General features: G+C 63.3%; 20 protein-coding genes. 16 read left to right on the forward strand and 4 right to left on the reverse strand.

From position 1 onward, the window contains the following. The first annotated feature begins 171 nt into the window (after window positions 1–171). From EL255_RS14925 to pgl, 12 genes are all read left to right on the forward strand, one after another. Window positions 172–477, forward strand: a complete 306-nt coding sequence (locus tag EL255_RS14925) for a PTS fructose transporter subunit IIB (protein ID WP_042653876.1) — start codon at window positions 172–174, stop codon at window positions 475–477. After that, on the forward strand, window positions 478–1,245 hold the full coding sequence (locus EL255_RS14930; RefSeq protein WP_042653877.1) for a PTS sugar transporter subunit IIA: 768 nt from the start codon (window positions 478–480) through the stop codon (window positions 1,243–1,245). A 91-nt stretch (window positions 1,246–1,336) separates the two neighbouring features. Next, a complete protein-coding gene (locus EL255_RS14935; RefSeq protein WP_042653878.1) occupies window positions 1,337–2,239 on the forward strand; it encodes a pseudouridine synthase in 903 nt (300 codons plus the stop codon). Then, window positions 2,236–2,703 (forward strand): NUDIX hydrolase, encoded by a 468-nt coding sequence (locus EL255_RS14940; protein WP_042653879.1) that lies wholly within the window; start codon window positions 2,236–2,238, stop codon window positions 2,701–2,703. The genes EL255_RS14935 and EL255_RS14940 overlap by 4 nt, the downstream gene beginning before the upstream one ends. A 157-nt stretch (window positions 2,704–2,860) precedes the next feature. Further along, complete coding sequence (gene mnmA, locus EL255_RS14945; protein WP_042653880.1) at window positions 2,861–3,967, forward strand: tRNA 2-thiouridine(34) synthase MnmA; 1,107 nt, start codon at window positions 2,861–2,863, stop codon at window positions 3,965–3,967. A 23-nt stretch (window positions 3,968–3,990) separates the two neighbouring features. Beyond that, entirely contained in the window at window positions 3,991–4,602 is a 612-nt protein-coding gene (gene hflD, locus EL255_RS14950; RefSeq protein ID WP_042653881.1) for a high frequency lysogenization protein HflD, read from the forward strand. 35 nt (window positions 4,603–4,637) lie between these two features. Then, window positions 4,638–6,008, forward strand: a complete 1,371-nt coding sequence (gene purB, locus EL255_RS14955; RefSeq protein ID WP_042653882.1) for an adenylosuccinate lyase — start codon at window positions 4,638–4,640, stop codon at window positions 6,006–6,008. 174 nt (window positions 6,009–6,182) lie between these two features. Then, window positions 6,183–7,313: a ribosomal protein uL16 3-hydroxylase gene (locus EL255_RS14960; RefSeq protein WP_042653883.1), complete on the forward strand. Its 1,131-nt coding sequence runs from the start codon at window positions 6,183–6,185 to the stop codon at window positions 7,311–7,313. A 548-nt stretch (window positions 7,314–7,861) separates the two neighbouring features. Beyond that, window positions 7,862–9,274: a pyruvate kinase PykF gene (gene pykF, locus EL255_RS14965; protein WP_042653884.1), complete on the forward strand. Its 1,413-nt coding sequence runs from the start codon at window positions 7,862–7,864 to the stop codon at window positions 9,272–9,274. 149 nt (window positions 9,275–9,423) lie between these two features. Next, window positions 9,424–12,744, forward strand: a complete 3,321-nt coding sequence (gene mscK / locus EL255_RS14970; RefSeq protein WP_042653885.1) for a mechanosensitive channel MscK — start codon at window positions 9,424–9,426, stop codon at window positions 12,742–12,744. 131 nt (window positions 12,745–12,875) lie between these two features. After that, window positions 12,876–13,487: a LysE family translocator gene (locus tag EL255_RS14975; RefSeq protein WP_042653886.1), complete on the forward strand. Its 612-nt coding sequence runs from the start codon at window positions 12,876–12,878 to the stop codon at window positions 13,485–13,487. Between the two features lie 110 nt (window positions 13,488–13,597). Then, window positions 13,598–14,614, forward strand: coding sequence for a 6-phosphogluconolactonase (gene pgl, locus EL255_RS14980; RefSeq protein WP_042653887.1), 1,017 nt, complete (start codon window positions 13,598–13,600; stop codon window positions 14,612–14,614). Between the two features lie 114 nt (window positions 14,615–14,728). Here pgl and EL255_RS14985 read toward each other — a convergent pair whose 3' ends face one another. From EL255_RS14985 to EL255_RS15000, 4 genes are all read right to left on the reverse strand, one after another. Then, entirely contained in the window at window positions 14,729–15,304 is a 576-nt protein-coding gene (locus EL255_RS14985) for a lipid-binding SYLF domain-containing protein (RefSeq protein ID WP_042653888.1), read from the reverse strand. A gap of 295 nt (window positions 15,305–15,599) precedes the next feature. Then, on the reverse strand, window positions 15,600–16,337 hold the full coding sequence (locus tag EL255_RS14990) for a dienelactone hydrolase family protein (protein WP_042653889.1): 738 nt from the start codon (window positions 16,335–16,337) through the stop codon (window positions 15,600–15,602). A 322-nt stretch (window positions 16,338–16,659) separates the two neighbouring features. After that, window positions 16,660–17,898 (reverse strand): uracil-xanthine permease family protein, encoded by a 1,239-nt coding sequence (locus EL255_RS14995; protein ID WP_042653890.1) that lies wholly within the window; start codon window positions 17,896–17,898, stop codon window positions 16,660–16,662. A 377-nt stretch (window positions 17,899–18,275) separates the two neighbouring features. Continuing rightward, window positions 18,276–19,985, reverse strand: a complete 1,710-nt coding sequence (locus EL255_RS15000; RefSeq protein WP_042653891.1) for an NAD-dependent malic enzyme — start codon at window positions 19,983–19,985, stop codon at window positions 18,276–18,278. Between the two features lie 265 nt (window positions 19,986–20,250). Here EL255_RS15000 and EL255_RS15005 point away from each other — a divergent pair, with 265 nt between their 5' ends. The 4 genes from EL255_RS15005 to EL255_RS15020 all read left to right on the forward strand — a co-directional run bounded on the left by EL255_RS15005 (window position 20,251) and on the right by EL255_RS15020 (window position 23,725). After that, window positions 20,251–20,838, forward strand: coding sequence for a TMEM175 family protein (locus EL255_RS15005; protein WP_042653892.1), 588 nt, complete (start codon window positions 20,251–20,253; stop codon window positions 20,836–20,838). 275 nt (window positions 20,839–21,113) lie between these two features. Next, on the forward strand, window positions 21,114–21,770 hold the full coding sequence (gene mobA / locus EL255_RS15010) for a molybdenum cofactor guanylyltransferase MobA (RefSeq protein ID WP_042653893.1): 657 nt from the start codon (window positions 21,114–21,116) through the stop codon (window positions 21,768–21,770). After that, window positions 21,767–22,603, forward strand: coding sequence for a molybdopterin-guanine dinucleotide biosynthesis protein B (mobB, locus tag EL255_RS21840; RefSeq protein WP_042653894.1), 837 nt, complete (start codon window positions 21,767–21,769; stop codon window positions 22,601–22,603). The genes mobA and mobB overlap by 4 nt, the downstream gene beginning before the upstream one ends. Before the next feature lie 48 nt (window positions 22,604–22,651). Next, window positions 22,652–23,725, forward strand: a complete 1,074-nt coding sequence (locus tag EL255_RS15020; protein WP_042653895.1) for an FUSC family protein — start codon at window positions 22,652–22,654, stop codon at window positions 23,723–23,725. The last annotated feature ends 19 nt before the right edge of the window (window positions 23,726–23,744 follow it).

A 23,744-nucleotide genomic window follows, 5' to 3' on the forward strand; every position in this document is an offset into this window, starting at 1 on the left:
CCGTTTTTTCATGCCAAGCACCAACCGTCATCAAACGACACCAAATTGCAGCCATCCTCTGTGCAAACGACACGGCAGCACCGCCGAGATCCCATTTTTTCCCCGCGGCTTTGGTAAAGGTCGGCGGTTGGCGCTATCTTGTTGCCCCCATGTCATTAGCCCCGAGAACCGATGAAGATCCTCGCCGTCACCGCCTGCCCCACCGGCATAGCCCACACCTACATGGCCGCCGAGGCGCTGCAGAGAGCCGCCGACAAGCTGGGGCTGAAGATCAAGGTTGAGACCCAGGGCGCCATGGGTCTGGAGAACATACTGACCGCCCGGGACATCGCCGGCGCGGATCTGGTGCTGATCGCCTCCGATATCGAGATCGAGCAGAAGGAGCGCTTCCTTGGCTGCCCCCTGCGCCAGGTATCGCTGGAAGCCGTGCTGCTGGATGCGGCCGCCGTGCTCAAGACCCTGACGCCCGGCGTCTGAATGCTCCGCCGCGAACTCACCTTCTGCTGCCGTCAGGGCCTGACCATAGCCCAGGGCAAGCAGCTGAGTCGACTGGCCGGGCTGTTCAAGTCCCAGATCGGCTTCATCAACATCAGCCGTCGCCAGAGCGTCGGGGCGGACAACCTGCTCGCCCTGCTCACCCTGGGCACCCAGCCCGGTGATCTCTGCCAGCTGCTGATCGAAGGGCTGGATGCCGAGCTCGCCCACATGGCATTTACCTGCTGGTGCGGCGAGCTGGGTCAGCCCCTTGGCCGTCCGGGATCCGCGGCCCTGGCCGAGCAGCGCCTCGCCGCCGTCCAGCCCGACTACTGTTTCGCACTCAACCAGCTTGGCCACGCCACGGCGCCCCTCGACAAGGCCCTGGCGCTGAAGATACTGGTCGATCTCTTGCCGGCCGAGTTGGTACGCGACAGGCCTATGCTGGAGCAGGCCATCGCCAGCCGCGAAAAGCTCGCCGCGACCATCATCCGGCCCGGCCTCGCCATGCCCCATGTGATCTGCCCCGCCATCCGCCAGCCCGCCCTCTCGCTGCTCCACTGCGCCGAGCCCATCGAATGGGGCTCAACGCTCGGGCCGGTGCAGACCCTGCTGCTGCTGGCGATCCCGGCCGGGCTTCCCCCCGAGCAGTTGCGCCCCCTCACCCGGCTGGCCCGCGCCATGATGGACGAGGTGGTCAGCATAGCGCTGCAGCACGCCAGCACGGCCCCCGCCCGTCAGGCCATCGTCATCGAGAGCCTGCTGAGCTGAGTTAAGGGTCCCCCGCCGGCCCACCGCCGTTCATCTCCCAGTCGTCCCCCTGTGATACACTGCCGCATCCCTTGCTGTTGGTGTGCATTCGATGAAATCTGCCCGTCCCCGTCTCTCCCTCTCCGGCCGCCCCGCTGCCGCAGACCGCCCCCTCAATGCACGCTCACGCATTGGCAACCCTGCCGAGCAAAAGCCGGTGCTGGCGCCAGCCGATCGCAAGTTGCTGCTGCTGAACAAGCCCTACATGGTGCTGTGCCAGTTCACCGACGAGGCGGGACGAGAGACCCTCAAGGATTACATCAAGGAGCCCGGCATCTATGCCGCCGGCAGGCTGGACCGCGACAGCGAGGGGCTCTTGCTGCTCACCAACGACGGCAAGCTGCAGGCGCGCCTCACCCAGCCTGGGGAGAAGACCCCCAAAACCTACTGGGTGCAGGTGGAAGGCGTGCCGAGCGAGGAGGCACTGGCGGCCCTGCGCGCCGGGGTCGAGCTCAACGACGGCATGACCCTGCCCGCCGGGGCGCGGATCATGGACGAGCCCGAGCTGTGGCCACGCAATCCGCCGATCCGCGAGCGCAAGGAGATCCCCACCCGCTGGCTCGAGATCAAGATAGTGGAGGGACGCAACCGCCAGGTGCGGCGCATGACCGCCCACATCGGCCATCCCACCCTGCGCCTCATCCGCTACGCCATCGGTGACTGGACACTCGATGGCCTGGCCCCCGGCCAGAGCCGCAGCCTGCCCGCCCCCGAGCTGGCGGCGTCTTCCCGCACCAGCGGCCGATCCCGCCATCCCGAACGGGCGGGCACGGGCGCGGCGACACGCCCGACCGGCACCAAGGCGCGCTCCCCTCAGCAGAACAAGCCCGGGCGCAGCGCCAGCGCCCAACCTGCCGCACAGACGACCGAGCGCAATGGCGGCCAACCCCGCGGCACGAGCCGGGGCACGGCCCGCCGCCCTGCGCGCGCACCTCAAGACAAGGAGTCATCATGATCGAACATCCCCCCATGCCGGCCAGATTGACGGTCGCCGCCCTGGTGCACTGGCAGGGCCGCTTCCTGCTGGTGGAAGAGGAGATCGCGGGCCAGCGCCGCTTCAACCAGCCCGCCGGCCATGTGGAGCCGGGCGAGAACCTGATCGAAGCCGCCTGCCGCGAGTTGAAAGAGGAGACCGGGCTCTGCGCCCGTCCCAACGCCTGGCTGGGGGTCTATCTGTTCAAACCGGCGGACAGCGAGGCCACCTTTGTGCGCACCGCCCTGGTGTTCGACCTTGAAAAGGCACCGGGTCAGCACCATCCAGAGGATCCTGACGGCGATGTGCTGGCCTGCCACTGGCTCACCCTGGACGAGATCGCCGAGTGCAAGCCCGCCCTGCGCAGCCCGTTGGTGTGGCAGTGCATCCAGGATTATCTGGGGGGCACCCGCTTGCCGCTGTCGGCGCTCAAGGCCTTTATTTGAGGCCATTTGGCGCCAGTTTGGCGGCTGGGGGCCCACGTACAGAAAAACGATTTCCTGTCGACCTCCCCTTCATGGGGACGCCGGCATGGATATGTGACCGGGGGCGCGAAATTCTGGTAGAATACGCCCCGTTTAAACGAACTGGTAACTTCGACTAATGACAGACAACAGCCAAATCAAGGTGATCGTCGGCATGTCCGGCGGCGTGGATTCTTCCGTCTCGGCCTACCTGCTCCAGCAGCAGGGTTATCAGGTCGAAGGCTTGTTCATGAAGAACTGGGAAGAAGACGACACGGACGAGTACTGCTCTGCCTCCCAGGATTTGGCTGATGCCAAGGCGGTCTGCGACAAGCTGGGCATGAAGCTGCATACCATCAACTTCGCCGCCGAGTACTGGGACAATGTGTTCGAGCACTTCCTGGCGGAGTACAAGGCGGGGCGCACGCCGAACCCGGATATCCTGTGCAACAAGGAGATCAAGTTCAAGGCGTTCCTCGAATTCGCCGCCGAAGAGCTGGGTGCCACCTACATCGCCACCGGCCACTATGTGCGCCGTGACGACAGCACCGGCCGCCCGCGCCTGCTGCGCGGTCTCGATGGCAACAAGGATCAGAGTTACTTTCTCTACACCCTGAGCGAGCAACAAATCGGTCAGAGCCTGTTCCCGGTCGGGGATCTGGAGAAGCCGGAGGTGCGCCGCATCGCCGAGCAGCTCGATCTCGTCACCGCCAAGAAGAAAGACTCCACCGGCATCTGCTTCATCGGTGAGCGCAAGTTCAAGGACTTCCTTGCCAAGTTCCTGCCCGCCCAGCCCGGCCCCATCGAAACCGTGGACGGCAAGGTGATCGGCGAGCACCAGGGCCTGATGTATCACACCCTGGGCCAGCGCAAGGGGCTCGGCATCGGTGGGCGTAAAGACGCCACCGAAGAGGCCTGGTACGTGGTCGACAAAGAGGTGGAGCGCAACACCCTGATCGTGGCGCAGGGCGAACACCCGCGGCTCTACTCCGACGGCCTCATCGCCAGCCAGCTGCACTGGGTGGATCGCACCCCGATCCGCGCGCCGCGTCGCTGCACCGTCAAGACCCGCTATCGCCAGGAAGATATCCCCTGCCTGATCCAGCCCATCGACGACGAAACCATTCGTGTCATCTTCGATGAGAAACAGGCCGCCGTAACCCCGGGCCAGTCCGCCGTCTTCTATGACGGGGAAGAGTGCCTGGGCGGTGGCATCATCGAACAGCGTTTCAGCCATTCGGTTTGAATCCTTAACAGAAGGCAGCAGACGTGAGCGACAAATTCCAAGACAGAACCATGGCTTTCGCCGGCATCTGCCAGGCGGCCTATCTGGTACAAAAAGTGGCCCGTGATGGCAGCTGCGATGAAGCCTCCCTGCGCGAGAGCCTGCAAAGCGTGCTGGTGACCAACCCCAAGCAGCCGCTGGAAGTGTTCGGCAGCCACCTCGCCATCCGCGATGGTTACCGCGCCCTGGTGGAGCAGCTTGGCGCCGATGGCAGCCAGAAGAACGCCGAGCTGACCCGCTACGTGGTGAGCCTGATCGCGCTGGAGCGCAAGCTGGCCAAGCGCAAGGACATCCTCAACATGCTGGGGGAGCGGATCGGCCAGATCGGCCGCCAGCAACAGCATTTCGATCTGCTCGACGAGCAGATCCTGGCCAACATGGCGAGCATCTACAGCGATCTCATCAGCCCCATAGGGCCGCGCATCCAGGTGGCGGGCACTCCGCTGTTCCTGCAGCAGCCGCTGGTGCAACACAAGGTGCGCGCCCTGCTGCTGGCGGGCATCCGCGCCGCCGTGCTGTGGCGTCAGCTCGGTGGCAGCCGTACCCAGATCATCTTCGCCCGCAAGAAGATGGTGGAACTGGCCAAACGTTTTTGAGTTTCTAACCCCCACACACATCAGGAGTTCACCCCATGGAGCTGTCCGCGCTGACTGCTGTTTCCCCGATTGACGGTCGTTATGGCGACAAGGCCGATGCCCTGCGTCCCATCTTCTCCGAATTCGGTCTGCTGCGTTTTCGCGTCGAAGTCGAGGTTCGCTGGTTGCAGAAACTGGCAAGCCACGCCGGGATCCCGGAAGTCCCAGCCCTGAGCGCGGCCGCCAACGCCCTGCTCGACGGCATCGTCAGCGACTTCAACGAGGCGGATGCCGCCCGCATCAAACAGATCGAGCGCACCACCAACCATGATGTGAAAGCGGTGGAGTACTTCCTCAAAGAGAAAGTCGAAGTGAACCCCGAGCTGGCGGCCGTCAGCGAGTTCATCCACTTCGCCTGCACCTCGGAAGACATCAACAACAACTCCCACGGTCTGATGCTGAAGACCGCCCGCGACCAGGTGATCAAGCCTTACTGCGAGAAGCTGATTAGCGAGCTCAAGCGCCTGGCCCATGAGTACCGCGACATGCCGCTGCTGTCGCGCACCCACGGCCAGCCCGCCACCCCGAGCACCATGGGCAAGGAGATGGCCAACGTCGCCTACCGCCTTGAGCGCCAGTACAAGCAGATCATGGCGGTGGAGATCCTCGGCAAGATCAACGGCGCAGTCGGCAACTACAACGCCCACGTCAGCGCCTACCCGCTCGTTGACTGGCACCAGTTCTCCGAGCAGTTCGTGACTTCCCTCGGCCTGTCCTGGAACCCCTACACCACCCAGATCGAGCCGCACGACTACATCGCCGAGCTGTTCGATGCCATGGCCCGCTTCAACACCATACTGATCGACTTCGACCGGGACGTGTGGGGCTACATCTCCCTGGGTCACTTCAAGCAGCGCACAGTGGCGGGCGAGATCGGCTCCTCCACCATGCCGCACAAGGTCAACCCCATCGACTTCGAGAACTCCGAAGGCAATCTGGGTCTGGCCAACGCCGTGTTCCAGCATCTGGCGAGCAAGCTGCCCATCTCCCGCTGGCAGCGTGACCTCACCGACTCGACCGTGCTGCGCAACCTGGGGGTGGCGGTGGGCTACTCCCTGATCGCCTATCAGGCGACCCTGAAGGGGATCTCCAAGCTGGAAGCCAACGCCGGCGCCATGGCCGCCGATCTGGATGCCAACTGGGAAGTGCTGGCCGAGCCGATCCAGACAGTGATGCGCCGCTACGGCATCGAGAAGCCCTACGAGAAGCTCAAGGAGCTGACCCGTGGTCGCCGCGTCGATGCCGAAGGCATGCGTACCTTCATCGACACCCTCGAATTGCCCGAGGAGGTGAAGGTCGAGCTGAAGAAACTGACCCCGGCCAACTATATCGGTCAGGCCCAGCGTCTGGTGGATCTGCTGAAGTAAGCCGATAGCCTGATACGACAGGGGCCCTGTGATACGCGCAGGGCCCCTGTTATTTTTGACTGCCACACCGTTTGCCAAGCTTTTTGCCATATATAAAGAGGCCTTGCCCAAGGCCGGCAGCTCCCTTGGGCAAGACCTCTCTTAACTTTGTCTGACCTTTTGACGAGAAGAACCATGTACGAACTGAATCTGGATATCGCTCACTTCCTCGAACATTACTGGCAGAAGCGCCCGCTCCTCATCAAGGGTGGCTTCACCGACTTTCAGGATCCCATCAGCCCGGACGAGCTGGCGGGTCTGGCCATGGAAGAGACTATTGAATCCCGTCTGGTGACCCGCTTCGATGGCAAGTGGGAGGCGGCCCACGGCCCCTTCGAATCCTACGATCACCTGGGGGAAGAGAACTGGACCGTGCTGGTGCAGGCCTGCAACCACTGGGCCCCCGAGGTGCACGAGCTGGCGCTGCCGTTCCAGTTCATCCCGGGCTGGCGCTTTGACGATGTGATGGTGAGCTTCTCCACCCCTCACGGTGGCGTCGGCCCCCACATCGACAACTACGACGTGTTCATCACCCAGGGCCAGGGCAAGCGCCACTGGCGGGTCGGCGAGGCCAACAGCCTCAACGAGTTCGCCGCCCATGCCGCCCTGCTGCACTGCGAACCGTTCGACGCCATCATCGACGTCATCATGGAGCCGGGCGACATCCTCTACATCCCGCCTGGATTCCCCCACGAGGGCTACGCCATCGAGCCGTCCCTGAACTTCTCGGTGGGCTTCCGCGCCCCGGATGCCAAGGCGCTGATCTCCTCCTTCGCCGATCACCTGATCGACAACGAGGTGCGCACCGAGCGTTACGGCGATGGGGATCTCAAGCCCCGCGCCCGCCACGGCGAGATCCAGCCCCACGAGCTGCACCGTCTGCGCGAGCTGATGCAACAGGCGCTGGACGACGAGACCCTGTTCAAGGAGTGGTTCGGTACCATGATCTCCGAGGCCAAGCACGATCTGGACGTCAATCCGGTGGAGCCGGACTACAGCGCCGAGGAAGTAGCCGATCTGCTGACCCAGGGCGAGCCCGCCATCAAGGTACCGGGCCTGCGCTCGGTCTGGTTCAGCGGCGACAGCCAGCAGTGCTACATCGATGGCGAAGCCTGGACCCTGCCAAGCGAGGACGCCGCCGCCATCTCGCTGCTGTGCGACAAAGACATCATCACCCAGGCCGACATGGTGGAGCTCGCCGATCAGGCCGGCTTCCTGCAACTGCTGACCCGCCTGGTCAACCGCGGTTACTGGTTCTTCGCCTGATTTCGCGACACATGAAAAGCGCCGCTGGTGACAGCGGCGCTTTTTTTTGCCTGATGCTGCTTCCTTTGATGGCGAGACTCGGCCTTTTGCCCGCGCTATCTGCCATCTGCCAAGACGTACGGTCCGCTATCTCCACCATCGGCCCACCAGGGACCGACGCCGCGGCTACACTTGAGGGCGGCTCGGCCAGGGAGCGATGCTAGCCACCCCCTGCTGGTCCGGCGATCAGCCGAACGGCGCCGTCCAACCTGCAGTGGTTGGCCGCGAAGCTACCCCAGATCCAGGCAGCCCCACCATAGTCCGGTAGCGGCTCCGTTGTTTGTCATTTAACAACATCTTGGACGGACGCTGATGCGTCCAACCATAGGAACCGAATGGGTTTAAATATGGGAAACCAATTATTTTAGCCCCTAAAATCAGCTGTGAGCGAAAACGTTATCTTCCAAAATGGGGCGGTTTTAGCTCAAAACGTTGTTTCTGGATCATAAAAAGTATCCAAAAACTGGTGTATATTGCACGGCGGAAACTCCTTAACCATGAAGACTGACATGAAAAAGACCAAAATCGTCTGCACCATAGGTCCCAAGACCGAATCCAAAGAAATGCTGGGCAAAATGCTCGACGCCGGTATGAACGTCATGCGCCTGAACTTCTCTCACGGTGATTACGAAGAGCACGGCACCCGTATCCGCAACCTGCGCGAAGTGATGGCCGCTACCGGCAAGCACGCCGCCATCCTGCTGGATACCAAGGGTCCGGAAATCCGTACCATGAAGCTGGAAGGTGGCAACGATGTCTCTCTGGTCGCCGGCCAGACCTTCACCTTCACCACCGACCAGACCGTTGTTGGCAACAAAGACAAAGTCGCCGTGACCTACGCCGGCTTCGCCAACGACCTGCGCGTCGGCAACCGCATCCTGGTGGATGACGGCCTGATCGGTCTGGACGTCATCGAAATCACCGAGCGCGAAGTCATCTGCAAGGTGCTGAACAACGGTGATCTGGGCGAGAACAAGGGCGTCAACCTGCCGGGCGTCTCCATCAAGCTGCCGGCCCTGGCCGAGAAAGACAAGCGCGACCTGATCTTCGGTTGCGAGCAAGGCGTTGATTTCGTTGCTGCTTCCTTCATTCGCAAGAAAGAAGACGTGCTGGAAATCCGTGAGCACCTGAAGGCCCATGGTGGCGAAGCCATCCAGATCATCTCCAAGATCGAGAACCAGGAAGGCCTGGACAACTTCGATGACATCCTGGCCGTGTCCGATGGCATCATGGTTGCTCGTGGCGACATGGGTGTGGAAATTCCGGTAGAAGAAGTGATCTTCGCCCAGAAGATGATCATCACCAAGTGCAACAAGGCACGTAAAGTGGTCATCACCGCCACCCAGATGCTGGATTCCATGATCAAGAACCCGCGTCCGACCCGCGCCGAAGCCGGTGACGTGGCGAACGCCATCCTGGACGGTACCGACGCAGTCATGCTGTCCGGTGAGTCCGCCAAGGGCAAGTACCCGCTGGAAGCCGTAACCATCATGGCCACCATCTGCGAGCGTACCGATGCCGTGATGCCGTCCAACCTGTCTGCTGCCAACGACAGCAACAAGCTGCGCATCACCGAAGCCGTCTGCAAGGGCGCCGTCGAGACCTCCGAGAAGCTGGATGCCCCGCTGATCGTGGTTGCCACCGAAGGCGGCAAGTCTGCCAAGGCCATTCGCAAGTACTTCCCGAAAGCCTGGATCCTGGCCATCACCACCAACCAGAAAACCGCAGCCCAACTGGTCCTGACCAAGGGTGTGGTTGCTCACGTGGTTGACAGCATCGCCTCCACCGACGATTTCTATCGCATCGGTAAAGAAGCGGCGCTGGCCAGCGGCATGGGCCTGAAAGGCGACGTCGTCGTGATGGTCTCCGGTGCTCTGGTACCGAGCGGCACCACCAACACCGCCTCCGTTCACGTACTCTAACCAGTCCTGAACCGATAAAACGGCGCCCTTTGGGCGCCGTTTTTTTTATCCCGCCCCCCTGCTTCGCCTTCCCGGCCGGTGTTAGAATCCACGCGGATTTCCCCCACGAGGGAAACCTCCCAAATTTCGCGTAATAACCCGGAAGTTTTATGCCCTCAACACAGTTCAGAAGAGTCTCGGCCACCCTGTTGCCGCTGCTCTGTTTACTCATCAGCCTCTGCGCCCCGCAAGCCATGGCGCAGGATGTGCCCCAACGCGCCACGGTACAACGGGCGCTCGATGCCCTCGGCAAATCGGATACCCTCACCGTCAGCCAACAGGCCGATCAGAAGTTTCTGACCGATACCCTGAGCCTGCTCGACAACATCGAGAAGGAGCAGGAGAAGGCCAAGGCACAGACGCAACGGATACGCACCCTCCCCACCGAGATGAAGGAGATAGGTGCCAAGCTCGACGGCCTGACCCAGGGCAAGAGCCAGGAGCAGCTCAAGAGCGAATACGCCAGCATGAGCCTGGCGGAGCTGGACAGCCGCCAGGCCGAGATCATGGCCAACCTGCAGGCCTCCCAGGAGGCCCTCGGCACCATCGGCAGCCAGATCACCAGCCTGCAGACCCTGCCCGAACGGGCCCAGGCCAACATGAGCCGCGCCTATCAGCGCAGCCAGGAGATCCGCTCCCGCCTGAACTCAGGTGACACTATCAGCAGCGCCGAGAAGATGAAGCTCAATACCGAGCTGGTGTTGCTGGACCTGCAGCTGGCCAACCTGCAGAAGGAGCTGGACAACCGTACCAGCATGCAGGATCTCGCGGTCAAGCAGCGCGATTACCAGAGTGCCCGCCTCGCCAGCGAGGAGCAGAAGCTGCTGGCCCTGCAGGAGCAGAGCAGTGCCAAGCGTCTGGGTGACACCGAGAAGGCCGCCGAGCAGACCGGTGAGCTGGTAGCCATCGCAGACAACCCGCTGGTGCAAAAAGAGCAGGAACTCAACCACCAGCTCAGCCAGCAACTGATCAGCGCCACTTCCAATCTCAACTCGCTCGCACAGAAAAACCTGCAGGCCAAGAGCTGGCTGGAGCGTGGCACCCAGACCGAGCGCAACCTCAACGAACAGGTACAGATGCTCAAGGGCAACCTGCTGCTGTCGCGCATCCTCTATCAGCTCTACCAGCAGCTGGAGGCCGCCCCCTCCACCCTGGTGAAGAACCTGGAGGAGCAGATAGCCGATCTGCATCTGGCCCAGTTCGAGCTGAGCCAGCAACGGGATCAGCTGTTCCAGAAGACCCAGTATCTGGATAACCTGGTAGCCAGCAGCAGCGAGCCGGTCAGCGAAGAGGACAAGGCCAGCCTGGCCAAGCTGCTCGACACCCGCATCAGCCTGCTCGATCAGCTCAACCGCCAGCTCGACAGCCAGCTGACCAACGCCATCAGCCTGCAGTTGACCCAGCAGCAGCTGACCCGGGTCTATGCCTCCATCGAATTCACCCTGCAACAACACATCTTCTGGGTCAGCAGCAACAAGCCTATCGATGGCAAGTGGTTCATCAACTGGCCCGCCCAGGCCTACAAGCAAGCCTCCGACTGGGTACTCAAGCCCGACTGGAGTGGCTGGGGCGAGATGCTGTTGCCGGTCTCCCTGCTCGCCTTCCCGCTGCTGCTGGTCGGCGGTCTGCTGCTGTGGAAGCGGCCAACCTTCCTCAAGCGCCAGCAGGCGATCACCAAGGATCTCGGCCGTTTCCGCCAGGACAGCCAGTGGCACACCCCGCGCGCCCTGCTCTACACAGTGCTGCAGCGCCTGCCCGGCAGCCTCTTCATCCTGGCCGCCGGACTCTGGCTCACCTACTGTGGTCTGCTGAGCCCCAAGCTCATCTTCCAGATCACCCTGAACCTGGCACTCGGCTATCTGGTGTTCAGCGTCTACCTGTCGGTGATGCGACCCGGTGGCCTCGGCGAGACCCACTTCCGCCTGCCGAGGGCCGAGCTGCAGGCCAAACGCAACAGCATGCGTTACCTCTGGCTGCCGCTGCTGCCCCTCATCATGCTGTCGACCAAGGCGGTGGTTGAACCCTCCTCCCTGGGCAATGACGTGATAGGACAGGCGCTGACCATGCTGCTGCTTGGTCTGACCGCCTACCTGGTGCTGCCCATCTCCCGCGCCCGCATCAAGGGCGAGGCCAGCATGGTGCAGACCCTGACGGCGGTCGCCCTGGCGCTGGCCCCATTGGCACTCATGGTGCTGGCGGCGCTGGGCTACTACTACACGGCCCTGAAGCTGACCGGCCGGCTGATCGAATCCTTCTATCTCATCATCATCTGGGGCCTGGTCTACCGCACCGCCCTGCGCGGCCTGGAGCTGGCGGCCCGCCGCCTGGCCTATCGCCGCGCCGTCGCCAAGCGGGAACACAGATCCCAGGAGGATGCGGAAGGGGGCGAGGCCATCGAAGAGCAGCCCATGGATCTGGAGGATGCCAGCCAGCAATCCCTGCGCCTGACCCGGATCATGCTGCTGCTGGTGTTCGGCGTCGCCTTCTACTGGCTCTGGTCCGATCTGGTCGCGGTCTTCACCTACCTCGACAGCGTGGTGCTGTGGCACAAGAGCGAGGGCACCGGCGCCAATGCCGTGCTCTATCCCATCAGCCTGAGCGATGTGCTGACCGGCCTGTTCCTGTTCGGGGCGGCCCTGTCGCTGGCCCGCAACCTGCCCGGCCTGCTGGAGGTGCTGGTGCTCTCCAAGCTGCGCCTCGCCCAGGGGACCGCCTACGCCTTCACCACCATGCTCAACTATGTGTTGATCGGGGTAGGCTCGCTCACGGCGCTGGCCATGCTGGGAGTCCAGTGGGAGAAGCTGCAGTGGCTGGCCGCGGGTCTCTCGGTCGGTATCGGCTTTGGCATGCAGCAGATCGTCTCCAACTTCATCTCGGGCATCATCATCTTGTTCGAGCGTCCGGTCCGGATCGGCGACACCGTCACCATCGGCACCATCTCGGGGACAGTCAACAAGATCCGCATCCGCTCGACCACCCTCACCGACTTCGACCGCAAGGAGGTGATCATCCCGAACCAGCAGCTGATGATAGAACGACTGGTCAACTGGTCCCTGTCCGACACCGTCACCCGGGTCATCGCCCGGGTCGGGGTGGCCTATGGCTCGGATCTGGAGCTGACCCGCAAGCTGCTGATGCAGGCGGCCATGGAGAACAGCCGGGTACTGAAAGATCCGGCCCCCATCGTCTACTTCCTCACCTTCGGCCCCAGCACCCTGGATCACGAGCTGCGCTTCTTCGTGAGCGAGCTCGGCGATCGCAACCCAGCCATCGATGAGCTGAACCGCAAGATAGACGTGCTGTTCCGCGAGCACGGCATCGACATCGCGTTCAACCAGATGGACGTCTACATCAAGAACATGAAGGGGGACGAGCAGAAGGTGGAATCCCACCGGAGCCTGCCACCGGCAAGCGACGGCAACCCCGCCTGATCCCGACCTCCTGCACATGCAAACAGGCTCCTCAACGGAGCCTGTTTTTTTACCCGGGCAGCGGGGCTTGAAAGCGGGAGGGGACCCCCAATATAGAGAGGACTATGGACGGTTATCGCACGAGGATCGCAATGGACTATCTCTACGCCGTGGTGCTGTTTGCCATCTCGGCATCGGTCACCCCGGGGCCAAACAACATCATGGTGATGAGTGCCGGAGCCAACTTTGGGATCAGGCGGAGCCTGCCGCTGCTCGCCGGGATCTGCATCGGCTTTACCCTGATGCTGTTGCTGGTCGGGCTGGGCTTCGGCCAGCTGTTCAGCCTCTTCCCCGGCTTGCACCTGATCATCAAGTGGGTGGGCACCCTCTACCTGCTCTATCTGGCCTGGCTGATCGCCCGCTCGGCCGATGAGATCACGGGGCAACCCGCGGCCCGCCCCCTCGGCTTTCTCAAGGGGGCCCTGTTTCAATGGGTCAATGCCAAGGCCTGGGTGGTCGCCACCGGCGCCATCGCCGCCTTCACCAGCGTCGGTGCCGACTTCTACCAGCAGAACCTGACCATAGCCCTGACCTTCTTCGTCGTCTCCTTCCCCAGCGTCGGACTCTGGCTGCTGTTTGGCTCCCTGCTCAAGCGCTGGCTGACCAGCACGCTCGCCCGCCGCCGCTTCAACCATGCCATGGCAGCCTTGCTGGCCCTGTCGGTTGCCCCCGTCATGTACGAGCTGCTGAGCCCGCCGGGCTGAGCGGCACAGGCCCTGTGGATGCGGGGCCCCATACGTGCGACCATCCCTCCAGACCCCTTTCCCCGTGACGGGTGGCCGACGCGGGCCCCCCTCACTTTCAGGAGCGAGCAATGCAGCAAGTCGTTTATGTCGCCAACCCGGTCAGCGGGTTGATCCATGTCTTTCAGCTGCAGGACAATGAGCTGGTCCCGCTGCAAGAAGTCCAGACCGGGGGTGAGGTGCAGCCGCTGGTCATCAGCCCGGACAAGCGCTGGCTCTATGCTGGTGTGCGGCCCGACTTCAGGGTGCTGAGCTACCCCATAGCGGCGGACGGTCGGCTCGGGACGCCCGCCTCGGCGCCGCTCTCGGGCAGCGCCTCCCACACCTGCACCGACGCACGGGGCAAGCTGTTCTTCGCCGCCTCCTACGCCTTCAACCACGTCAGCGTCTCGCGCATGGACGTCGCCGGCCGGGTGCTGGCGCCCCATCAGCGCATCGATCAGCTGATGGCCGCCCACTCGGTGACCCTGCTGCACGATAAGCAAGGCCATCAGGAGCTGCTGGTCGCCTGCCTCAAGGACGACGCCATCCGCCGCTTCGCCCTGGACGACCAGGACCGGCTGAGCCCCCATCCGCAAGGCGACATCCACACCGCCGCCGGTGCCGGGCCGCGCCATCTGGCGCTGCACCCGACCAATGGCGATCTCTACTGTCTGAACGAGCTCGACTGCACCCTCAACCGCTATCACCGGGAGCCGGATGGTCGCATCGGTGCGCGGGAGAGCCTGGACATCATGCCGGCAGGCTATGAAGGGGAGCGTTGGGGGGCGGATATCCACCTCAGCCCAGACGGGCGTTTTCTCTATACCAGCGAGCGCGCCAGCAGCCTGCTGACCCTGTTCGGGATCGACGAAGGAGACGGCGCCCTGACCCTGCTCGACCACTTCCCGACCGAATCCTGCCCCCGTGGTTTTGCCATCGACCACAGCGGCCACTATCTGATCGCCGCCGGGCAGACGTCCCACAGCCTGGCCGTGCACCGCATCGCGGCACAGACGGGCCAGCTCAGCCTCTCAACCCGTCAACCCGTGGGGGAAGGGGCCATGTGGGTGAGAGTGTTGGCGCTAGGGGGCGAGCGGGACGACTAGGCCCGCCAAGGGCGCCTGTCGAAAGGCTTGTCGAAAGAGAATGTGGTGCCATGAATGACAAGGCGCGGTGCTCGTTGGAGCACCGCGCCTTCGTTGTATCAAGCCGAGCGGAGATTATTTGGTGCCGTTGAGCTCATCATCCGGCCAGTACTTGTAACCCTGCATCGTGGCCTGCACCGCGACCCCCTTCTCGGTGAGCTGATACATCTTCACCTTCTGGAAATCGGCGTTGGCCGCCTCGCTGACTACCACCTTGCCATCATTGGCCGATTTGGCGGCCATGTCCGCCTGGGCGCTGGCATCGAAGCCGGTGGTGATGAAGCGATCCAGTGCGGCGGTATCGTTGAAGATAATCACGGCCTGGAATTTCTTGATCCCCATGCCGATCCCCATCCCGGCAGTCGCCATCTTCATATAGGTGTCACGACCGGTGCGGTTGTCACGCAGTACGCCATAGCCACTCCCCGCGCTGAGCACCAGCAGGTTATTGTTCACATTGTTAAAGACGGCATAGCCCTTGGCCCTTGCCACTTCCTGTCTGATGTTCGGATTCTGCCCATACAGCGTGGACAGCGTCTGTTGACGCATCTGCTGAATGTTGCTGCGCTGCTCGTCAGGGTTGTCTCCCTTGGCACAACCCACCAGCAGCAATATGATGAAAATCGGGCTCCATAGACGCAAGTCACGCATGTCATTACTCCTTTGTATGTAACTGCGGTGATGGATGTCGCCATGTATGACAGGCCATCTCCCGCTCTTGGACAAGTCAGAGGTAATCCCAGTGACCCACTATCGGTGCTCAGACTCCGTCGCCCATGGGCTCTCACCGGAGACAAGTACCTCATTGGGTCAGTATAACCAGCTTCCACTGAACTTCTGCTGACCCGCCTGCCGGCACCCAGGCGGGCAGGCGCGACAAACCGACACAGATACAAGGTGTTAGTGGCATGGATGCCCAATCTGGCCCTGCCTGCCACCGGCCGCCCTACCCCTTGGTCACCTCGCCGAGAAACTCGGTGAAGCGCTGCCAGGATTTGGCATCGGCATCGGCGCGGTAATTCTCCGAGCCGAACACGCTGAAGGCGTGGGGGGCCCCGCCGTAGCTGATGGCCTCATGCTTGATGCCCGCGCTCTCCAGCTCGGAGATGAGCCCGGCAAACTGGCCAAGCGACACCGCCTGATCCGCGCTGCCATGCTGGATCAGCAGGCTCGCCTTGGTCTGCTTGTAGTCCTGGCCGGCCGGCGTCTCCAGCCCGCCATGCACGCTCACCACCCCCTTGAGATCGGCGCCGCTGCGGGCCAGCTCCAGCACAGCCGCCCCGCCGAAGCAGTAACCGAGCGCCACAGTGTTGTCGAGCCGCCCGCCCAGCTTGCCCGCCTCGGCCAACGCCCCCGCCAGCAGCTTGCGCATCCTCGGCCTGTCCTGATAGAGAGCCCCGGTGAGCTTCTTCTTCTCTTCCATGGCCGTCGGCCGCACTCCGACCCCGTACAGGTCCACCGCAAACACGCTGTAGCCGAGCGCCGCCAGCATCTCGGCCCGCTTGACCTCATAGTCCGTCAGACCGTCCCAGTCATGCACCAGCAGCACCAGCGGTGCCTTGGGGCCAGCGGCCAGGTAGTAGCCCTCGAATGACTGGCCATCGATGTCGTAACGCACCGCGCCAGCCTGACTGGCCCCACTCCATATCAGCCCGAGCAGGGCCAGGATCCATGCCTTCTTCATCGCCATCTCCTCGATCGTGAACGACGCCCATGATTGTAGTCGCCAGGCTCCCGGGCCGTGCATCGGGACTCCAGCGTTGCCCTCTTGCGGCAGACCACCGAACAGAAAGAAGCCGGATTGGATGAAACCGAGCCAAAAAAGAGAGGCCACCCTAAGGTGGCCTCTTGGTTGCTAACCCTTGGCGAGACGCCGTCGCTTAATCTTTGGCGGCGTCCATCACGCCCTCTTCGGAGTGCGCGGGCAGGATCAGGTTGAGCAGGAATAGAGAGAGGCCACCCTAAGGTGGCCTCTTGGTTGCTAACCCTTGGCGAGACGCCGTCGCTTAATCCTTTGCGGCGTCCATCACGCCCTCTTCGGAGTGAGCAGGCAGGATCAGGTTGAGCAGGATCGCGGCCACCGAGGCCAGGCCCACACCCGCCAGGGCGAAGTCACCTATCTTCATCTCCAGCGCGCCGACACCCACGGTCAGGGTCACGGCGACGATGGCGATGTTGCGGGCGAGGCCCAGATCCACCTTGGACTCCACCAGCGTCTTGAGGCCGATGGCGGCGATGGATCCGAACAGCAGCAGCATGATGCCGCCCATCACCGGCATGGGGATGGAGGTGAGCAGGGCGTTGAACTTGCCGAAGAACGCCAGGATCACGGCGAACACCGCGGCCCAGGTCATGGTGACCGGGTTGAAGTTGCGGGTGATCATCACGGCGCCGGTCACTTCGGCGTAGGTGGTGACGGGTGGGCCACCGATGAAGCCGGCGAAACAGACCCCGATGCCGTCACCGGCCAGGGTGCGGTGCAGGCCCGGATTCTTGGTGTAGTCCTGCCCGGTCACGCCACCGATGGCGAGCACGCCACCTATGTGTTCGATGCAGGGGGCTATGGCCACCGGCAGCATGAACAGGGCGGCGGCCCAGTTGATCTCCGGGGTCTCGAAGTGAGGCAGCGCCAGCCAGGGGGCGTTGGCCATGCCCTCGAAGCTCACCTGGCCCATCAGCACCGCGGCCACATAACCGGCGATGACGCCGGAGAGGATGGGGATGAGCTTGATCCAGCCTTTGCAGAACACGGCCGCGATCAGGGTCACCGCCAGGGAGATCCCCGCCAGGGTCAGCGCGGTGGCAGGCGCCACCACCTGCTCACCTCCGGCCCGACCCATCGCCATGTTGCAGGCGACCTGGGCGACCGACAGACCGATCACCATGATCACCGGGCCAATCACCACGGGCGGCAGCAGCTTGTGCACGAAGCCCATGCCCCGCACGCGGATCAGCGCCGCCAGGATGAAGTACATGAAGCCGGCGGCAAACAGGCCGAACATGGTGGACGGCAGTCCCCAGGTCTGGGTGGCGTAGATGATGGGGGCGATGAAGGCGAAGCTGGAGCCGAGGAAGATCGGCACCTGACGACGGGTGCAGAGCTGGAACAGCAGGGTGCCTACACCGGCGCCAAGCAGGGCCATGGAGGGGTTCAATCCGGTGAGCAGGGGCACCAGAACCATGGCACCGAAGGCGACAAACAGAATTTGCAGCCCGGCGACACTTTGCTTGACCAAGGAAAACATGGGTGTCCTTAATTTTTTGATGACTGACAGGAATAATTGACACTTTTCAGTCATCACAACACATTTTCAAGGCGTGAAATGCGCAACAAGGCGTCATTTGTTACCTTTTACTGCTTGGGGAGGGCATGAAACTGGCTTTTTAGGCGGGATTCGTTGCTACAAGCATCGAATACGCGATTTTACGCACTTTTATGGTCGGCGCCAAACGTTTTTCCAGCTCCGCTTATTGATGAGGGCGGCAACGGGTTCAGATATTGAACGCCGACCCGAACTTTTGCCGACAGGGCCAAGCGAGACAAAGGATGGCGGGCCCTGGCGAACCGCAACGAAAGAGGGGATGGCCAGGCCATCCCCTCTTCTCGTCTACAGCTACCCGATCAGACCCGGCGATAGGGCAGATAGAGCGGCTCCCACATGTGGCTCAGGATGTGCTGCTGCAGATCCTGACCGATCAGCGGGTGGGACGGATCCCGGCGCACTATGTCTTTCAGCACGGCGGTCGCCACGTGCACCGAGATGCTGCGCAGCTCGCGGATCCGCGGATAGACCGAGCCCTGCGCCAGATCGGCCTCGCTCACGCACTCCGCCAGGGCGAAGGCGGCGGTGGTGAAGATGTCGGGGCTGATCTCGCGGATCTGGCTGACGATGGCGGCCAGGCCCACGCCGGGGAAGATGAAGACGTTGTTGCCCTGGCCGATGCGGTAATCCCGCCCCTCGTGGTGCACGTCCTTGAACGGGCTGCCGGTGGCGACGATGGCGCGGCCCTGACTCCAGCGGTAGATGTCTTCCGGCAACGCCTCGCAGTTGGCGGTCGGGTTGGAGAGCGGGAACACCATGGGGCGATCGCAGTGCTCCAGCATCAGCTGGATGTGCTGCTCCTGGAAGGCGCCACCCGCCCCGCTGGTACCCAGCAGCACGGTGATGGGCACATGGCGCAGCACCTCGGTCAGGCCGGCCTTGCCCTGCAGGTCCCACTGCGCCAGCAGCAGGCCCGGCTTGGCGTAGCGCCGCTTGTATTCGTCCAGCCCCTCACGGTTGTCACACACCAGCCCCTGGGTATCCAGGATATAGATGCGATCCCGCGCCGCCTGCGGATCCAGCCCCTCGCGGATCATGCCCGCACAGATCTGATCTGCCACCCCGACCCCGCCGGCACCGGCGCCATAGACCAGGTAGTTCTGCTGGCCCAGGCTCTCGCCCTTGGCCTTGACCGCCCCTATGATGCCCGCCAGCACCACGGCCCCGGTGCCCTGAATGTCGTCGTTGAACGAGGGCAGCGCCTGCTGGTAGCGGGACAGGTTGTTGAAGGCGTTGGACTTGCTGAAGTCCTCCCACTGCAGCACGGCATTGGGGAAGTGGCGCTTGACCCCGGCCACGAACTTGTCGATGAAGTCGTCATACTCCTTGCCGCGAATGCGGCGATGGGGCTGACCGAGATACATGGGATCGTCGAGCAGGGTCTGATTGTCGGTGCCCACATCCAGCGCTATGGGCAGGCAGCAGGCGGGGTGGATGCCGGCCGCCAGGGTATAGAGGGAGAGCTTGCCGATGGGGATGCCCATGCCGCCCACCCCCTGATCGCCGATCCCCAGTATGCCCTGGCTGTCGGTCACCACTATGATGCGCACCGACTTGCTGTCCACGTGGCGGGCCAGGGAGCCCATGTCATCGACGTTCTTCGGGGTGATGTAGAGGCCGCGCGCCTTCTGGTAGCGGTGGCTGAACTCCTGGCACGCCTTGCCCACGGTCGGGGTATAGATGATGGGGGTCATCTCCTCCACGTGACGGGAGAGCAGGGCGTAGAACAGGGTCTCGTTGCGATCCTGCAGGGCACGCAGGTTCTGATACTTCTCGATGTCGCTGCAGGCGCTCAAAAAGCCCTGATAGACCCGATCCAGCTGGGCCTCGAAGGTCTGCACCTGGGGCGGCAGCAGGCCGTCGAGCTCGAAGTCGGCCCGCTCCTGTTCGGTAAAGGCGGTGCCCTTGTTGAGATTGCGATCGTTGAGCAGATCGGTGCCAGTCAGTGCAACGGGGCGAAAGTCCTCTCCCTGTGCGTCTTTCCACAGCAGATATTGTCCGGTAGCCATAGTCGTTCTCTTTGATACGTGGGAAGTGCCATTGCGGCGAAGAAGCGAGACACATAATGAAATCAATCATATAACTTTTGCCTTACCCATTTTGTGAAGCCGGGCATAAAGTCGCCCACCCCGGCCTTCTCCCCGACCCACAGACCTCCTCCCTGCCAATCCCCCTGCCTGTGGCTAAGCTAACCCATGGACAAGCTGCCGCCCGTTATTCGGCTTGCCGAGCCGGCCACACACCACCAGAGCTCCTGACTCAAGGAAGGTCATCATGGGAAGCACTCGACTGGAAGCCTTCAGCGATGGGGTCATCGCCATCTTGATCACCATCATGGTGCTGGAGCTCAAGGTGCCCCACGACGCCAACTGGCAGGCGCTCACCCCACTGCTGCCGGTGTTCCTGAGCTATGTCCTCAGCTTCATCTACCTGGGTATCTACTGGAACAACCATCACCACATGCTGCACACCTGCCGCCAGATCACCGGCCCCATCCTCTGGGCCAATCTGCACCTGCTGTTCTGGCTCTCCCTGATCCCCTTTGCCACCGGCTGGATGGGGGAGAACCACTTCGCCAGCCTGCCGACGGCACTCTATGGCCTGGTACTCTTGATGGCCGCCATCGCCTACTTCCTGCTGCAGGCGCTGATCATCCGCTCTCAGGGGCCGCACTCACTGCTCAAGCGGGCGCTCGGCACTGACTGGAAGGGCAAGATCTCTCCCCTGCTCTATTTCAGCGCCATCCTGGCCGCCTTCTGGGCCCAGTGGTTGTCCCAGCTTATCTATGTGCTGGCCGCCCTGATCTGGCTGGTGCCGGACAGCCGCATCGAGCACATCCTGGCCGAGCATGAGGCCGACTAGCTCTCTCCTTGCTCTGGCTCCCGGCAACGAGGGGCCGTGCCGTACCAAGGCACAACGAAGGACTCAAGGTGGATCAGATTGACCAGGATCACCGCGGGATGCGCATCATCCGGCTATAAATGCCATTGCCCTGCCGGCCCCCTTGGCGCAAGATCGGCCGGAGCCGGGCCTAGAGCCCAGGGTCAGCAACCTTGGCCCCTTGCCGCTGCACAGGGCAATAGCGCCAGCAACAAGCCCGCGGCCAGAATCCATCTCACCGAACCCGACAGAGCGACATGACCCCAGATCCTGCAACCCCGAGTGACCACTTTCCCGTCTCCGCCGTGATCCTGGCCGGTGGCCGCGCCACCCGCATGGGGGGCGAAGACAAGGGCTGGGTGCCCCTGGCGGGCAGGCCCCTCGTCGGACATGTGCTCGAGCGGCTGCGGCCCCAGGTGGACGAGCTGCTGATCAACGCCAACCGCAATCAGGCCCGTTATCGGCAACTGGCCCCCGTCATCGAGGATGGCAACCATGACTTCCTCGGCCCGCTGGCGGGCATGCAGGCCGGCCTGGCCGCCGCCCGCCACGACTGGGTGCTGTTCGTGCCCTGTGACGGCCCCGGCCTGCCACGGGACCTGATGCGCCGCTTTCGCGCCGCGCTGGTGCCAGAAGCCGGGCAGCTCCCCGAGCTGGTGGTGGCCCATGACGGCCAGCATCTGCAACCCGTGGTCGCCTTGCTGCACAAGTCGCTGCTTCCCTCCCTGCAGCAGGCGCTGGCCGAGGGGGAGCGCAAGATAGCTTGCTGGTTCGGCCGCCACCGGATGGCGGTGGTGCACTTTGCCGATCAGCCGGATGCCTTCATCAATCTCAACGATCCGCGCGAGCTCTCGGCCTATGAGGCGCGTCTGCTGGCTGAAAATACACCGCTGGCGGGGGGAGCGCGGCCATGATCTCCCGGCTGCCGCTGCTCGGCTTCGTCGCCTGGAGCGGCACCGGCAAGACTACCTTGCTGGAGCGGCTCATCCCCCTGCTCGGCCAGCGCGGCCTGCGGCTCGGGGTGCTCAAGCACACCCATCACGATTTCGACATGGATCAGCCGGGCAAGGACAGCTATCGCCTGCGCAAGGCCGGGGCCCGGCAGGTGATGGCGGCCTCGAGCCGGCGCAACGCCCGCATCGTCGAGACCCCGGACGGCGAGCCTCCCTTTTCCGCTCTACTGGCTGGCTTCGACTGGGCTCAGCTCGATCTGCTGCTGATCGAAGGCTTCAAGCACGAGCACTTCCCCAAGATAGAGCTGTATCGCAGTGCCATCGGTCGGCCACTGCTGTTTCCGGAGGATGGCGAGGTGATGGCGCTGGTGAGCGACAGCCCCCAGGCCACCACCCTGCCCCAGTTCGATTTCGAGGCGCTGCCCGCCATCGCCGACTTTATCTGCGCCTGGCTGGGCGAGCGGCAAGGGGCCAGCCCCCATCAAGACCGGATTGCCGACCATGACCAGCCACCGGCGCTGGCGGCCCTGCTGGCGAGCCAGGCCCTCATCCGGCAGCCGCTGCGTCTCAGCGCCCTGGCCATGACGGCTATCCCCCACCCGGCGGGTGACGGCTATCTGCCCGCTCATCTCTGCCAGGATGCCAATGGCATCTTGCAGGTCAGCCCGACAAGTGCTTTTATGCCTTCTGCCCTCCCCGCAGCCAACTGTCTGATCGAACTCGATCCCTCCCGCCCGGCCATCGCCCCCGGCGAGCGGGTCTGGGTTCGTCCGCTGGCGGGGTGGATGCCGTGACGCCGGCGCGGCGACACGAGAACATCAATCTGACATGAGACGATTCCCTTGCGCCTGAACGCCCCGCTCTCCCGCTTAGATCTGCTGATCTATGGTCGCTACCGCCTGGTTCACGGCCTGCGCATCTCCCTGGCCTTCACCCTCACCTTCCTGCTGACCCGTGAGCTCAAGCTGCCGGAGAGCACCTGGCCACTCATCACCCTGGTGGTGGTGATGGGCCCCATCTCGTTCTGGGGCAACGTGCTGTCGCGTGCCCTGCAACGGGTGGTCGGCACCATCTTCGGTGCGGCCTGCGGGGTAGTGGCGCTCTATCTGGAGCTCTACTCCATGCCGCTGATGTTGATCTGGTGCAGCGGCATCATGTTCCTGTGCGGCTACCTGGCGCTCGGCAAGCGTCCCTACGTGGGGCTGCTCATCGGCATCACCCTGGCGGTGACCATGGGCGCCATGCCGGGGGACATAGAGACAGCGCTCTGGCGCAGCGGCGACGTGATCCTGGGCTCGGTGCTGGCGCTGTTGTTCTGCAGCATCTATCCCCAGCGCGCCTACAGCCACTGGCGGCTGCAGATGCACGACACCTTGCAGCAGGCACACCGCCTCTATCACACCCACCTCTCCCCCAACATCCTGGAGCGCCCCAAGCTGGCCCGCAGCCATTCCCAGCTGCTCTCCAGGATGGTCAGCCTGCGCCCCTTGCTGACCCCCGCCGTCAAGGAGACCCGCCTCAGCAGCACCCTGTTCGAGGCCATCCAGACCACAATGCGCAACACCTTCTGCACCCTGGAGATGCTGGCCAACACCTACTGGACCGATCGCCAGAGCCACTTCCTGATGCAGAGCAGCCCGCAATTGCGCGCCTGCCAGCAGGCCACCGAGGAGGTGATCACCCAGCTCGCGCTCATGCTCAAGAGCGGGGATCCCCGCGCGGCCGAGCAGGCCATCGCCCGCTTGCAGGCGGCGGCGGCCCAAGTTCAAGCCCAGGTGCGGCTCAACACCGGTGCCGAGGCCACCGTCAGCGGCTACCTCTGGCTCAACGTGCAGCTCATCGAGCAGCTCAGCCACCTGTACCGCCTGCTGGGGCTGGTGCTGCAGCCCTACAACAAGCCCTCGGTGCGGCCATGAAAAAGCCCCGCCGAGGTGG

Origin of the sequence: Aeromonas encheleia (assembly GCF_900637545.1) — a bacterium.
GTDB lineage: Bacteria > Pseudomonadota > Gammaproteobacteria > Enterobacterales > Aeromonadaceae > Aeromonas > Aeromonas encheleia.

What these genes read in the sequence shown, in the direction of transcription:
- purB (WP_042653882.1), top strand. Translation starts at nt 4,638, where the DNA reads ATGGAGCTGTCCGCGCTGACTGCTGTTTCCCCGATTGACGGTCGTTAT.
- EL255_RS14995 (WP_042653890.1), bottom strand. Translation starts at nt 17,898, where the DNA reads ATGTTTTCCTTGGTCAAGCAAAGTGTCGCCGGGCTGCAAATTCTGTTT.
- EL255_RS14985 (WP_042653888.1), bottom strand. Translation starts at nt 15,304, where the DNA reads ATGCGTGACTTGCGTCTATGGAGCCCGATTTTCATCATATTGCTGCTG.
- mobA (WP_042653893.1), top strand. Translation starts at nt 21,114, where the DNA reads ATGACCCCAGATCCTGCAACCCCGAGTGACCACTTTCCCGTCTCCGCC.
- mscK (WP_042653885.1), top strand. Translation starts at nt 9,424, where the DNA reads ATGCCCTCAACACAGTTCAGAAGAGTCTCGGCCACCCTGTTGCCGCTG.
- EL255_RS14930 (WP_042653877.1), top strand. Translation starts at nt 478, where the DNA reads ATGCTCCGCCGCGAACTCACCTTCTGCTGCCGTCAGGGCCTGACCATA.
- EL255_RS14940 (WP_042653879.1), top strand. Translation starts at nt 2,236, where the DNA reads ATGATCGAACATCCCCCCATGCCGGCCAGATTGACGGTCGCCGCCCTG.
- pykF (WP_042653884.1), top strand. Translation starts at nt 7,862, where the DNA reads ATGAAAAAGACCAAAATCGTCTGCACCATAGGTCCCAAGACCGAATCC.
- EL255_RS14990 (WP_042653889.1), bottom strand. Translation starts at nt 16,337, where the DNA reads ATGAAGAAGGCATGGATCCTGGCCCTGCTCGGGCTGATATGGAGTGGG.
- EL255_RS14975 (WP_042653886.1), top strand. Translation starts at nt 12,876, where the DNA reads ATGGACTATCTCTACGCCGTGGTGCTGTTTGCCATCTCGGCATCGGTC.
- mnmA (WP_042653880.1), top strand. Translation starts at nt 2,861, where the DNA reads ATGACAGACAACAGCCAAATCAAGGTGATCGTCGGCATGTCCGGCGGC.
- mobB (WP_042653894.1), top strand. Translation starts at nt 21,767, where the DNA reads ATGATCTCCCGGCTGCCGCTGCTCGGCTTCGTCGCCTGGAGCGGCACC.
- EL255_RS14935 (WP_042653878.1), top strand. Translation starts at nt 1,337, where the DNA reads ATGAAATCTGCCCGTCCCCGTCTCTCCCTCTCCGGCCGCCCCGCTGCC.
- EL255_RS15005 (WP_042653892.1), top strand. Translation starts at nt 20,251, where the DNA reads ATGGGAAGCACTCGACTGGAAGCCTTCAGCGATGGGGTCATCGCCATC.
- EL255_RS15000 (WP_042653891.1), bottom strand. Translation starts at nt 19,985, where the DNA reads ATGGCTACCGGACAATATCTGCTGTGGAAAGACGCACAGGGAGAGGAC.
- EL255_RS14960 (WP_042653883.1), top strand. Translation starts at nt 6,183, where the DNA reads ATGTACGAACTGAATCTGGATATCGCTCACTTCCTCGAACATTACTGG.
- pgl (WP_042653887.1), top strand. Translation starts at nt 13,598, where the DNA reads ATGCAGCAAGTCGTTTATGTCGCCAACCCGGTCAGCGGGTTGATCCAT.
- EL255_RS14925 (WP_042653876.1), top strand. Translation starts at nt 172, where the DNA reads ATGAAGATCCTCGCCGTCACCGCCTGCCCCACCGGCATAGCCCACACC.